At 34.3% G+C, this 13,518-nt stretch carries 10 protein-coding genes and 1 other annotated feature; all 10 genes read right to left on the reverse strand.

Annotated elements, in window-relative coordinates; translation table 11 throughout:
• Positions 1 to 227: 227 nt before the first annotated feature.
• Positions 228 to 476: a DUF6199 family natural product biosynthesis protein gene (locus tag BLP68_RS14275; protein ID WP_091545166.1), complete on the reverse strand. Its 249-nt coding sequence runs from the start codon at positions 474 to 476 to the stop codon at positions 228 to 230.
• A 187-nt stretch (positions 477 to 663) separates the two neighbouring features.
• Positions 664 to 3,633: a diguanylate cyclase gene (locus tag BLP68_RS14280; RefSeq protein ID WP_091545167.1), complete on the reverse strand. Its 2,970-nt coding sequence runs from the start codon at positions 3,631 to 3,633 to the stop codon at positions 664 to 666.
• Between the two features lie 26 nt (positions 3,634 to 3,659).
• Entirely contained in the window at positions 3,660 to 4,469 is an 810-nt protein-coding gene (locus BLP68_RS14285; protein ID WP_091545169.1) for a C40 family peptidase, read from the reverse strand.
• Positions 4,470 to 4,694: 225 nt separating this feature from the next.
• Positions 4,695 to 5,345, reverse strand: coding sequence for a phosphoribosylanthranilate isomerase (locus BLP68_RS14290; protein WP_176759044.1), 651 nt, complete (start codon positions 5,343 to 5,345; stop codon positions 4,695 to 4,697).
• Entirely contained in the window at positions 5,323 to 6,141 is an 819-nt protein-coding gene (gene trpC / locus BLP68_RS14295; RefSeq protein WP_091545172.1) for an indole-3-glycerol phosphate synthase TrpC, read from the reverse strand. Before trpC ends, BLP68_RS14290 begins: the two co-directional genes overlap by 23 nt.
• Before the next feature lie 4 nt (positions 6,142 to 6,145).
• A complete protein-coding gene (gene trpD, locus BLP68_RS14300; RefSeq protein ID WP_091545173.1) occupies positions 6,146 to 7,162 on the reverse strand; it encodes an anthranilate phosphoribosyltransferase in 1,017 nt (338 codons plus the stop codon).
• 15 nt (positions 7,163 to 7,177) lie between these two features.
• The gene (trpA, locus tag BLP68_RS14305; RefSeq protein WP_091545175.1) at positions 7,178 to 7,951 is read right to left on the reverse strand and encodes a tryptophan synthase subunit alpha; all 774 of its coding nucleotides are present in this window, start codon (positions 7,949 to 7,951) and stop codon (positions 7,178 to 7,180) included.
• On the reverse strand, positions 7,941 to 9,179 hold the full coding sequence (trpB, locus tag BLP68_RS14310) for a tryptophan synthase subunit beta (RefSeq protein ID WP_091545176.1): 1,239 nt from the start codon (positions 9,177 to 9,179) through the stop codon (positions 7,941 to 7,943). The genes trpA and trpB overlap by 11 nt, the downstream gene beginning before the upstream one ends.
• A 2-nt stretch (positions 9,180 to 9,181) precedes the next feature.
• Positions 9,182 to 11,323: an anthranilate synthase component I gene (locus BLP68_RS14315; protein WP_091545178.1), complete on the reverse strand. Its 2,142-nt coding sequence runs from the start codon at positions 11,321 to 11,323 to the stop codon at positions 9,182 to 9,184.
• A gap of 51 nt (positions 11,324 to 11,374) precedes the next feature.
• Positions 11,375 to 11,619: a binding site (T-box leader), on the reverse strand.
• A 127-nt stretch (positions 11,620 to 11,746) separates the two neighbouring features.
• Positions 11,747 to 13,483, reverse strand: a complete 1,737-nt coding sequence (locus tag BLP68_RS14320; protein WP_176759045.1) for a methyl-accepting chemotaxis protein — start codon at positions 13,481 to 13,483, stop codon at positions 11,747 to 11,749.
• Between the last annotated feature and the right edge of the window lie 35 nt (positions 13,484 to 13,518).

Raw genomic sequence — 13,518 nt, forward strand, 5'->3', positions numbered from 1 at the left:
ATATCATAATACCATACTAGAATTTACAAGACAAGTTTTTTTTCTTGTCTTTTTTAATATGAGAAAATTGCATAATTCCCTTTAATTAATTCTTTAACACTAATATATTAGGTTCCCGTGGGTCTAAATAATTTAATGTGTGTAAAGAATAATAATTTGAGTTATGCAATTTCCTAAATAAAACTAAAACCCTCAATTGAAAATTAATTTCCACCCAACCCAACATCCTATCTAATTAAGCTTAATATGTTCTTTAATAGAAAAATAGTAGTAACTATTATAATGAACACAGCACTTATCTTTTGCATATCAATGGCAAATTCACTAGGCTCAATTTCACTATCATCATTTTCGAACATCCATCGCTTACCCCACATAAAGGTTTCTTCTGGGTGAATAAACATATATATAGAAATTCCATAGATTGCTATAGAAAATATTATAACAAAAAATAACCCTATTATATCTCCCAACATTGTAATCACCTCTATTTTCAGTTTTTAGTATTCTAATTTCTCATACATAAATTCATATACAGATTGTCTTTAAAACTCAAACACTAGAATATTAATCCTATATCTATTCCAATGTAATATAGCTCTATGTAACATTTGCAATTTTATTATACTATATGAAATATATTTATCTGCCTGTGTATATTATTTATTGATATGTAGTCACTTTATTTTTACCACTACTTTTAGCTTTATATAATGCTTTATCTGCTTCATAAAAAATATCCAGTACAGATTTATTGGTACTGTTTGACTCTCCAATACCAAGACTTAGAGTAACAATTTCTTCATTTTCTTCTCCAATTTTTATAGGTTTAGCACTTACGTTTTTTCTGATTCTTTCTGCTATTTTATGGGCAATTTCTATTTCTGTGTTTGGAAGAATAACTGTAAATTCCTCTCCACCGTATCGGCCAATGGTATCTGTTGGACGTAACACCTCTTGACATCTAGTAACTATATCTTTAAGAATCATGTCTCCAATTCCGTGACCGTATTTATCATTTAATATCTTAAAATTATCTATATCCATCATAATAATAGACATGATTTTTTTCTCAGCTCTGTGTTCATTAAATAATAGTTCTGCCAGCTCAAAAAGATGTTTTCTATTAAAGATTCCTGTTAATGAGTCTATTACCGAAAGCTTTACAGCATTTTTCATAGTAATTAGTGTCTTTATCCTAGCCAACAATTCAGATTTTTCAAAGGGCTTTATTATATAGTCATTGGTACCGCACTCAAAGCCTAGGCAAACATTGTTTAGCTGACTGTTGGCTGTAAGCATAAGAACAGGTAGGTCTACAAGGGTAAATTTCTCTCTAATTCTTTTGCAAACCTCATATCCAGACATTTTAGGCATCATTACATCAAGTATAACTAGATCAAAGGATTCCTCTGATATAAGCTTTAATGCCTTCTTACCACTTAATGCAGTAGTAACATTATAGTTATTAAGAATTAACTGGCTAGCAAGCACCTGTAGATTAACTATTTCATCATCAACTACTAGTACTTTAAACTTATTTTTATCATTGTCGACTTCCATATTAACATCAGCTTTCTCATATGAATGATTCCTTATTAACTTACTTCTGGTTACTGCTCTTTTATCATAGCCTTCCAAACTTACCGGCATGGTGAAGGTAAACTTCGAACCAATTCCAATCTCTGATTCACATTTTATTCTTCCATTATGGAGTTCTACCAACTGTTTAGTTATGCTTAAACCTAGTCCTGTACCTCCATACTGCCTTGCTACTGATGCATCCACCTGTTCAAAGGACTTAAATATATCTTCAATTTCTTCAGGTGCAATTCCAATACCTGTATCTTCAACTATTATTTCAACAAAGCTACCTTTAGCTTGTGCTCTTACATTAACTTCGCCTGATTCAGTAAATTTAACAGCATTTCCAACTAAATTGTATATGATTTGTTGTAGTCTATCTTCATCGGCATAAATATCAGGTATATTTTCTGGAATTTCATTACTTAGAATTACTTGTTTATCTTCCATTGACATTTTAAATACCATTAGTATTGAATCAACCACTTCGTTTAAATTTAAGGCTTTCCTGTTCAACTGCAAATCTCTATGCTTAAGCTTTGAATAGTCTAGAATATCATTCACAAGGTTGCTTAATCGTTTAGCACTGGAGGAAACAACAGTAAGATTTTTCTTAACTGATAAGGGTATTTCTATGGCAGCAGCTCCCTCTAAAAGAGATTCAGTGATACCTATAATTCCATTTAAGGGTGTTCTTAACTCATGGGATGTGTTGGCTAAAAATTCATCCTTCAACTTATCTAAGGACATAAGCTTTATAGACAAATTCTCCACTGATACAAAGGCATTAGAAAAAATTTTTGAGAGCATAATAGCAAGAATAAATGCAAAACTCATTATAGCCAGTGAATTCATCCCATAAAAAGATATAACTGTATCTATATTATTGACATACAACACATCACTAATAGCAGCTATTATTCCAAATGAAATGCCTCCCATCATAAAATAGGAGCCCTCTCTTTTAACTTTAACTGCTTTGAAAATAACGAATGCAAAGTAAATTAGACTAAAAATCAAGAAAAAATTATTAATGTTTTTCATTTTACTATATATATGATTAGGCAAAACAATCATTATAATTAAGAAAAGCAAGGAATAACCTTTTATAAACATATATACCCCTTTAGGAAATTCATCCTCATAAAGAGAATATAAGAAATTGGCTATGTAAATAATTCCAAGCATACCTCCGGCGTAATTAATGAACTGAAATAGACTAAAAGGCACATTCATGAAATTGCTCATAATTACAGTATCAGCTACAAAGGCAGTTCTAATTGCAACAACTGCACATAATATCCCTAGGAATAAAGAATATTTTTTTTGAGGTAGAAATAAATAAAGAATAATATGATAAAGTCCTAAAATAAATAATGCACCTACAAAAAACATATCACGTAGCTTCTCATTAGTATTCTTATTTATTAAATTATAATAGTCACCAATGTATATCGGAAGATCAATTTGAGAGTAATAACTACTACTTAAATTTAATATTATTTCAAACTCATCCTCTATAGCTCCAAGATATACTATTCTATTTCTAATTCCGTCTTTTTTTTCACCATCATCTAAAAAATCTCCTGCCTCACTTATAATTTCATTGTTTATCATTAATCTATGGGATATTATAGAATATGGTATGAATATTCCCATTTCAAGACCATCATTATTCTCACTTGTTCTTATTATTAATCTATGGGTACTGTAGCCCTGCTGATTAGTTTTATAATCATTTTTTTCTTCAGGAAGATTTATAAAGGATGTCATTACAGGTATATTAGTTTCTTTGAAGTCTTTATAATTCAATACTTGACCGTAATAAAGCTCCCATTCACCCTTTAACTCAACAATTCCTTCCTTTTTATGATCCCAATCCTCTAAATTAAGAACACCTTCTTCTGCCAGCGGTATATATACATTACCTATAGACTTTGTATTTCCAAACATCACAAAAACACCTATAAGACATAAAGCAATAAACAAATATGCTACGTGCTTCCCATAAATATCATAAAACTCATCCCATTTAAATATAATCTTCAAAATACCACCTACTATTAATTAATGTATTAAAACTCTAATTCGCCAATTTTTATTAAATTCCTTGATTTTTCTAAATCTTTTGGTGTGACGCATGGAGCAATCGGATTAAGTGGTATGGAATATAATGTATTTTCCTCTTCCTTAAGCTTACTCCACATGTCTACAAATCTTTGTTTAGAGTTGTACAGATCAATGTCTATTACTGCTAAGTCCGCATTGGAATTTGAAATATCCCTAATTTCATTTGAAGCTTCCATCATACCTTCTTTGATTTTCTTTAAGGTAATACCTTCTATGCTTAACTGATACTTTCTATTATTGTCTGCTTCGTCAAAGGCCCTATAGGCTACTTCAGAACATACCATTGGAGTTGTTTTATTATCAATTAGTTTAAAAAGATGCGCAGTAGCATCATCAAGAATGCTTCGTATTATTTTTTTCGTTGTATAGTCTAGGGGTATTTCTCTAGTTACACTTAGTATGGCAAGTAATATTAAATGACTGAAGGCATATTTCGTTTTTGAATCAGCATATTTCTGGCATACATCAATTACTGGATTGTAGGGATATTGATCATCACCCAGCTTATGTCCATTTTTATTAAATCTGTAAACATCTGTAAAAGTTTCAGTTTTGATATCTTCAATAGGTGTACAAACTACTCCATCTGACGTTGCCTGAATGATGAGGTGCTCTCCACATCTTTCTCCAACATATACAGCAGTGTGACTATATGTACCTCCATCAAAAAGAACTATTAGGTCAGATATCCATCCTTTCCCTCTGCAAAGCAATATGTCACCTGGGAATAAGTCAATTTTTTTTATTTTTTCCATAAAATCCCCCCTGTTTTGATTTGATTATACTACATACATTTTTAGTTGTCGATATAAATAGTAATATGTCAAAATAACTGTAAATACATATATCTAGGCTTCAACTATAATACAAAAATCAATAAAACCTTGTTAATATAAACAAGGCTTCACTGTAGGAATTATTATTAATATCACAGCTCATTACTAGAAATTAGCTTTAGAAACATATGTATCTATATGTTATTATTGAGAATTAAAAAGGTTTAGTGATTTTAGTTTTTTTACAAATACCTTAACTTTTTCTTTATCTTTATATCCATGTGTCTCTACGCTACTGCTTACATCAACACAAAAAGGGTTTACTATTCTAACTGCATCTTTTAAATTATCTGCTGTTAATCCTCCAGCCAATACTATGGGAGCTTCAAAGGTTTTACCAGATAGTATATCCCAATTAAAGGCAACTCCTGTTCCACCATATGCAACAGCACTGTACTTATCAAAAATAAGTCCATTGATATTTAAGTATGGCTCTCTATCGGAGGCAATTTCTTTATTAATACGGATTACCTTCCATATACTAATCTGGTTATTATTTATTTTTATTTTTAATTCATTAATAAATTGTTGATCTTCATCTCCATGAAGCTGTACTACCTTTATTCCCGCTTCTATGGCCTTCATTATGAATGTTATTTCCTGGTCAACAAAAACACCCACTGGAAGAATCTCTTTCTGCAGATAAGGGATTAGTTCTTTTACCTCCGTAAGCCCCACTTTCCTTTTGCTTTCTGCAAAGACAAATCCACAATAGTCTGGCCTATACTCATTTAATATTTCAATATCATTCATTGACCTTATTCCACATATTTTAACCTTTGGAATAGTTTTCATTTTCCTCATCCTCTCCACTATAGTGAAGCTCCTTAAGTTTTTCCTTAACACTATTAGCCTTCATTAATGCTTCTCCGATTAGAACAGCATTGAATCCAATCTCATGAAGTCTTTTAATATCGTTAATTGATTTTATTCCGCTTTCGCTTACCTTTATAATATCTTCAGGAATTAACTTTACAAGCCTCTCACTTGTTTTTAGATCTACATAAAAGGTTCTTAGGTCTCGGTTATTAATTCCAATCATTTTAGCTCCTATATCAATTGCCTGCTTTGTTTCAGCTTCATTATGGACCTCAACTAAGCAATCCATCTTAAGCCTATTTGCGACATCGAAAAAGCTTCTAAGCTGCACATCATTTAAAATTCCAGTTATTAGAAGTATTGAATTTGCCCCTAATAGCTTAGATTCATAGATTTGATACTCATCTATAATGAAATCCTTTCTTAGAACTGGGATATTAACCTTGCCTTTTATTTCAGTAAGGTACTTAGGGCTGCCTAAGAAGAAATCCTCCTCTGTTAATACTGAAATGGCACTGGCTCCGTAGACTTCATAATCTAATGCTATCTTCAAATAGTCAAACTCCTCACTAATGATTCCCTTAGATGGTGAAGCTTTTTTCACCTCGGCAATTACTGCTATTCCTTCTTTTTCGCTGATTGCCTTAGCAAAGACAGTATCCTCTACTTTCTTTAACTTCAATACCTGCTCCTTTATCTCATTCAAAGTGATGTGTTCTTTTTGCTCCTTTAGCCTCTTTATTTTATGGGTAACAAGTCTATCTAAAATCATATATTTATACCACCTTTGTTTTTTCAATAAAGTTGTTTAATACCGCTAGAGCTCTCCTCTCTTTTACTGATTCCTTAGCTTTTTCAATACCCTCCTTTAAGCTTTTTGCCCCTCCACCAACATAAATGGCAGCACCAGCATTTAATTTAGCAATATCAGCCTTTGCACCTTCTTCTCCAGACAGTATTCCTTTAATTATTCTTGCATTCTCTTCTGGTCCACCACCTTTAATATCATAAGGCAGGCAAGGAGTAAGACCAAAATCCTCTGGTTTGATGGTATATTCTGTAATATCTCCATCCATAACCTCAGCTACATAAGTATTTCCTGTTAGGGTTATTTCATCCAGTCCATCAAACCCGTGTACAACCATGGCATGTTTAGTGCCTAATCTATTTAATACCTCTGCCATCTTTAAAACTAAATTTTTATCGAATACTCCTAATAATTGTCGTTTTGAAGCTGCCGGATTGGTCAGGGGCCCCAACACATTGAAAATAGTTCTAAAACCCAGCTCCCTTCGAACAGACATAGCATGCTTCATTGAAGAGTGATACATAGGTGCAAACATAAATCCCACACCAACTTCTTCTATGCACCTTTCTACAACTTCAGGTGGTGTATATATTTCAGCCCCAAGGCCCTCTAACACGTCTGCAGCTCCACTTTTGCTGGTTATGGATCTATTACCATGCTTTGCAACCTTAACTCCAGCCCCTGCTGCAATAAACATGGCTGCTGTTGAAATGTTAAAGGTATTTCCTCCATCTCCCCCTGTTCCACAGGTATCAACAATGTTTTCTTCCCTACATTTAACTCTAAGACACTTTTCTCTTAAAACTCTGCTGCAAGAATATATTTCTTCAGTTGTTTCGCCCTTTAGTCTGAGGGCAGTTAAAAATGCAGCTATTTCTACTGGAGTTGCTATTCCTTCCATAATTTCATTCATGGCTCCATAGGCACATTCATCACTTAAATTCTCTTTTACTGATAATTTTTTAATCGCTTTTTCTATAAACATAAATTTCACTCCCCTTTAATTTACGCTGCAAATGCTTTTAATAAAATTATCTAAAGCCTCTATCCCTTCATCTTCAATTACCTTCTGAATCTTGCTGCCAATAATGGCGATGTCTGCCACACCCACCAGCCTCTTAACATCATCTTGATTTTGTATCCCAAAGCCCACAGCAACATTTTTACCGGAGTATTCTTTAACAAGGCTTATTTTATCAAGCACATCCAGGTTAAAATCAGTTTTACACCCTGTTACTCCTTTTCTTGGTACATAATATATAAATCCGTCTCCTGCAATTGAAAGCTTCTCTATCCTTGATTTATCAGAATATGGAGATGCTATTGTAATGGCCGATATCCCTTCATTACTGCAGCCTTCATAATACTCATGGGCCTCATCAATGGCTGCGTCGGGGACTATAATTCCTTTTACATTAATTTCTTTACATTTTTTAACGAATTGAGGAACTCCATACTGATATAAAATGTTGTAGTAGGTCATTATTAAAAAGGTTATTGGATATTTTCCACTGATTTTTTCAATAAAATCTAAGCACTGCTTTACTTTAACCCCCTTTTCAAGTGCTGCTTGATTAGATTTTGCAAAGGCTGGACCATCTGCTACAGGATCTGAAAAGGGTATTTGAAGTTCAATCATATCAACACCATTTTTATAAAAGCAGTCAATAGCCTTCTCATTTGTTTCAAAATCTGGATAGCCAATGATTTGATGGGTCATAATTAATATCTCTTTTGTTTTCTTTCTCTCTGCTATATATTTTTCAATCTGCATATTGTTCCCCTCTTTCTATAACAAATTTTTTCCAGTCTGAATCCTCCAGTGCCTCTCCAACATTAAAGATGTCCTTATCTCCTCTGCCTGACATATTTACTATTAATATATCCTCTGACTTTGTATTTTTAATTTCTGAGAAGAGCCCTGCAAAGGCGTGGGTAGACTCAAGGGCTGGAATAATTCCTTCCTTTGAAACCACCAGCTTAAAGGCATCGATTACCTCATTATCCGTAGCCGCCAAAGCCCTTACTCTATTAATATCTGACAAATGGGCAACTATTGGAGATACCCCCACATAGTCAAGTCCCGCTGATATACTCCAGGTATCCTTCATCTGTCCATCATCATCCTGTAAAAATAGGGTTTTATATCCCTGTGAAACCCCTACCCTTCCTTTACCGTAGGCAATTCTTGATGCATGGAGATCTGTATTTGAACCCTTACCGCCGGCTTCAACAGCAATTAAGCCTACATTTTTATCTTCCAGAAATTCATTAAAGGCTCCCATTGCATTAGAACCACCACCAAGGCATGCATATATCCTATCTGGAGCTTTACCCTCCAGTGTCATTATTTGTTCTTTTATTTCCCGGCCAATAACCGATTGAAAATGGGTAACCATTTCTGGAAATGGCTTTGGACCACAGGCAGTACCAAGAACATAGTGGGTAGTATCAAAGTTGGTGGCCCAATCCCTCAAGGCTTCATTTATTGCATCCTTCAAGGTTGCTGCTCCTGTTTCCACTGGAATTACCTCTGCACCCAATTGCTTCATCCAGAAAACATTTGAATATTGCCTTTTAACGTCTTCCTCTCCCATATAAATAGTAGCCTTAAAGCCCATCTTAGCAGCCATTATTGCTGTTGCTACTCCATGCTGACCTGCTCCTGTTTCTGCAATGGCTCTGGTCTTTCCAAGTCTTTTCATTACAAGCCCCTGTCCCAATACATTATTAATTTTATGGGCTCCAGAGTGGTTTAGATCTTCTCGTTTTATATATATTTTTCCCTTACCAAAATACTCTGTTAAATTCTTTGCATAGGTTAAAGGTGTTGGCCTACCAGAAAAATTAGTTAGTAATGAGTAATAATCATTATAAAATTCATTATCCTCAGCTATTTTTATAAACATTGCATTTAACTCATCAAGGGCTGGAATCAGGATTTCAGGTACATATCTACCACCATATTCTCCAAAATATCCAGTATATTTTTCTCTTTTCATTTTTATTGAACCCCCTTTATAGTATTTAATAAATTCTGAATGATTTTATATCCCTTATCATCCTCCATAGACATGATGGATTCTGGATGAAATTGAACACCAAACATCATTTTTTTCTTGTCTTCAACTGCCATTACTATGCCATCATTGGTTTTTGCTGTAACCTCTAAATTATGAGGTACATATGAGGCATATAGAGAATGATACCGGCCAACCTTTATTTTTTCTATGTTGTCAAAAATAACTGAATGAGAAGCTATTGTCAATTCCGATTGCTTTCCATGAACAGGGTAATCGAGGCATCCAAGGTCTCCACCATAATATTCAACTATCCCCTGTAGACCTAGACATACTCCAAAGACTGGAATTTTCATTTCTTCACATAGCTTAATTGCTTCTGATATTCTATAATCTGATGGAGTGCCAGGACCCGGTGACAGTACAACCAAATCATATTTTCCTGCTTTGATAGCCTCTTTAGCTATAGTATGTCGTAAGGTTTTTACCCCACAGCCGGCCTGTCTGAAATAGCTTCCTAGAGTGTGGAGAAAGGAATCTTCATGATCAATAAATAGTACCTCTAGTCTTTTTTCATTGTCTTCTTTCCGATCTATAAATATTTCTTCTTCCTTTGTATCCACCTTTTCATCCTTCAGTACCTTCATTAGGGCAGCTGCCTTTACAATTGTTTCCTCCTCTTCTGCTTCAGGGTTGGAATCGTATAGGACTGTTGCACCTACTCGTATACTTGCAATATTGCTCTTAATTCTTATGGTTCTAAGGGTAAGTCCTGTATTAATATTTCCGTCAAATCCGATGAAACCAACAGCTCCACCATACCAGTCTCTGTTTGAAGCTTCATTTTCTTCAATCCATTCAATTGCGGCCTTTTTAGGTGCTCCTGTTACGGTAACTGCCCACATATGGGTCATAAAGGCATCTAATGAGTCGAGTTCTTCTTTTAAAATACCCTCTACATGATCGACTGTATGAATAAGATGGGAATACATTTCTATTTGACGTCTTCCAATTACTTTAACGCTCCCAGGAACACAAATTCTTGATTTGTCATTTCTATCTACATCTGTGCACATGGTAAGCTCAGTTTCATCCTTATGAGAATTCAAAAGCTCTCGGATACGTTCAGAATCTTCAATAGGATTTTTCCCTCTTTTAATTGTCCCTGATATAGGACAGGTTTCTATTCTTTTTCCTTCCACCCTTACATACATTTCCGGCGAAGCTCCAATTAGAGCTTCATCTCCCAGGTTGATTAAAAATCCATAGGGACTGGGATTGATTGTTACCAGTTGATTAAATAACTCGGATAAGGTTTTTGTACAGTTTCTATGAAACTCATGGGAGGGTACAACCTCAAATAGATCTCCCCTTGCAAAATATTCCTTAGCATATTGAACTTTTTTTGAATAGTCTCCCCTCTTATATTCTGGTATATCACGTTTAACATTTATTTTGTTTTTTGGGGAATCTGCTGTTGATCTATCTTTTCCTTCTGTTGTTTTACCTTCAAACTTAAAATTGTACCTAAGCAAGTAACGTTCATTTTTTTGATGATCAACTATAAATATTTCATCTGGAATATATAAAACCATGTCCGGCTGATTTATATCTCTTTCTCTAGATAGAGGAATACTTTCAAATTGAAAAATAAGATCATAGCCGAATGCACCATAGAGACCTAAAAATCTATCCTCCTCTGTATAAAAAGCTTCTCTTAAGGTTCTTATCAAGGAAAATACCGAAACCTGCCTGCTCCTTTCCTCTTCAGAAAAGACTTCCTCCATCTTGGTTATCTTCCCGTTGATTTTATTTTTTTCTCTATTGATGCCCTCTGTATAGCTCTCCCACTCTATAAATGAATAAATGTAATCTAAAAGCAGCTCCCCCTTTTCATTTAAGGCATTAATTTCAAACCTATCTCTATAGGTTTTTATTTCAACTGGAGGATTCACAAAGCCCATATCCCATCTTGTATATCTCCCTGGATACTCAAAGCTGCTGCAGAAATAGGCTCCCTTCGTAGTATTTAATTCATTAATGAGAAAATCCTTAAATGTAGCCTCTACAGACTTCCTCACAATCTGTATTTCAATTCCGCCCTTCCCCTTAAACAAGTTTTTCATTTTGATACTCCTCCTTTTATCAAAAAATAAAAAAGCCCCTTATCCCTAACAAAAAGGGACAAGAGACCTATCTCCTGCGGTGCCACCCAAATTGGTATATTCCTATACCCACTTAAATCATGTACCATCATACATGTCCTAATGATAACGGGTAGGATTCCCGGCGACGCCTACTATAGTGATTCGGATCGCACTCATGAGCCCATTCATCATAAACATCCCTGCCGCATTCTCACCAACCAGCGACTCTCTGTAGGTTTCAATTCATGACTACTCCTCTCAATCTTCGCTTTCAAATGATATTTTTAGTATCTTATCATTATAAGTTACTAAATGCAATATATTTTTGTCGACATTTTTTGATTTTTTCTTAAATATTATGTTCTGTGGACAGTAGTCTCACTAGCTCCTTGCATGATTATTCTATACAGTCTTAAACCTAGCTATACTAGTCTGTAACTCTTCTGCCAGTTTAGCTAATGCTTCACTTGAATTGGATATCTCAGCCATTGAAGCCGTCTGTTCTTCAACTGATGCCGATGCTTCTTCTGTTCCTGCAGCATTCTCTTCTGCAATAGCTGAAAGGTTTTGGATAATATCTATTATTTCAGCCTTTCTATCCTCCATGATGAGTGCTGATTTTTCTAGTTCTTCAATTAATATTTTAGTTTTTATAATAGATTCAGAAATTCCTTCAAACTTTACTCTTGTAGTTTCAACGCTTGCTGTTTGAGCAACAACTAGATTTGAAACCTCCTTCATTCTATCAACTGCATTTTCAGTTTTGCTGGTGAGGTCTTTAATTACTAATGATATCTCCTCTGTGAATAAATTAGATTGCTCGGCAAGCTTTCGTATCTCCTCTGCAACTACAGCAAAGCCCCTTCCCGATTCGCCTGCCCTTGCAGCTTCTATCGCTGCATTAAGGGCCAGGAGATTAGTTTGAGATGCAATGTTTTTTATCATAAGACTGGCATTTTCTATTTTCTCAGCACTCTTATTGGTATTAACTATTGCTTCATAGATTTCTTTAGATGCGTTACTATTACTATCTGTTTTTTCAACTAAATCCTCTAAGGTTTCAAAGCCTTCATCCTTAAGCTTGATTACCTCATTGGCAGAAAGCATTAATTCCTTTTTATATTGTTGGTCCTTCTCAATCAATTGTCCCAGATCGCTTACCTTAGAAACACCCTGTTCTGTATCAACTGCTTGATCAGAGGCTCCTTTAGCTATTTCTTCAATAGTCTTAGCCACTTCTTCTGCAGCAATACTAGATTCCTGTGTTGTAGCTGTCAATTTTTCTGAGGAAGCAGCTACTTTTTGCGATGCTTCAGAGACGTTTTCAACAAACATCCTAAGATTATAAGTAATCGCTTCAATAGATTTACCTAGGCTACCAATTTCATCTTCACGCTTTGTAATATTTTCAGTAATATCCTCTGTTATATCTAAATCAGCAATTTTCTCAGCGTAGCTAACTGCTTTAATAATTGGGTCAGCAATTTGTTTCCCTATAAAATATGTAATGGCTATTGAAACAACCATTCCAAACAATAAAATAAGAACAAAAGAATTACGCAAAGTAATTAAATTATTGCTAATTAATGCTGCAGCCTCTTCTTTAGAAACTCCAACAAAAATAATGCCTACAGTATTACCGTTATTATCCGTAATAGGATCATATGCTGTTAAATATGGCTTTCCTAATATATTTGCTTCACCAATATATGTATTTCCCTTTGACACTACTTCATAGGCTGGACTATCCTTACCTAGAAAGGTACCTACTGCCCTTGAACCATTATCAGTAATAATATTTGTGGTTATCCTTGTAAAGTCATCATCGCTTTTTACAAAAATAGTTGCAACATCTCCTAAGTCCTTCATTATAGCATCCACCATGTCAAACCTGCCTTCTATGGTTCTTCCATTTTCGTCGACTAGAGTACCTCCTGCATACTTAATTACTCCATAATAATTTTCTACATATTGATTTGCTGCAGCAATATCCCCTGTTAGCTTTTCACTTAGTAATCTTTCTTCAAGATTCCTCATTCCTTCTGCTGCTTTATTATAACCCCAAAAACTAATAACAGTTGTAATAAAAATTATTAGACAGGAAAAATATATAACTAATTTAGTCTTAATACTCCTCATATTATCCACTCCCTTTATTAAATTTTTAACAAGTC

Source organism: Alkaliphilus peptidifermentans DSM 18978 (assembly GCF_900101495.1).
Lineage (GTDB): Bacteria > Bacillota > Clostridia > Peptostreptococcales > Natronincolaceae > Alkaliphilus_C > Alkaliphilus_C peptidifermentans.

Coding starts and splice junctions, on each gene's coding strand:
- BLP68_RS14275 (WP_091545166.1), bottom strand. CDS start 476: ATGTTGGGAGATATAATAGGGTTATTTTTTGTTATAATATTTTCTATA.
- BLP68_RS14285 (WP_091545169.1), bottom strand. CDS start 4,469: ATGGAAAAAATAAAAAAAATTGACTTATTCCCAGGTGACATATTGCTT.
- BLP68_RS14290 (WP_176759044.1), bottom strand. CDS start 5,345: ATGAAAACTATTCCAAAGGTTAAAATATGTGGAATAAGGTCAATGAAT.
- trpC (WP_091545172.1), bottom strand. CDS start 6,141: ATGATTTTAGATAGACTTGTTACCCATAAAATAAAGAGGCTAAAGGAG.
- trpD (WP_091545173.1), bottom strand. CDS start 7,162: ATGTTTATAGAAAAAGCGATTAAAAAATTATCAGTAAAAGAGAATTTA.
- trpA (WP_091545175.1), bottom strand. CDS start 7,951: ATGCAGATTGAAAAATATATAGCAGAGAGAAAGAAAACAAAAGAGATA.
- trpB (WP_091545176.1), bottom strand. CDS start 9,179: ATGAAAAGAGAAAAATATACTGGATATTTTGGAGAATATGGTGGTAGA.
- BLP68_RS14315 (WP_091545178.1), bottom strand. CDS start 11,323: ATGAAAAACTTGTTTAAGGGGAAGGGCGGAATTGAAATACAGATTGTG.
- BLP68_RS14320 (WP_176759045.1), bottom strand. CDS start 13,483: ATGAGGAGTATTAAGACTAAATTAGTTATATATTTTTCCTGTCTAATA.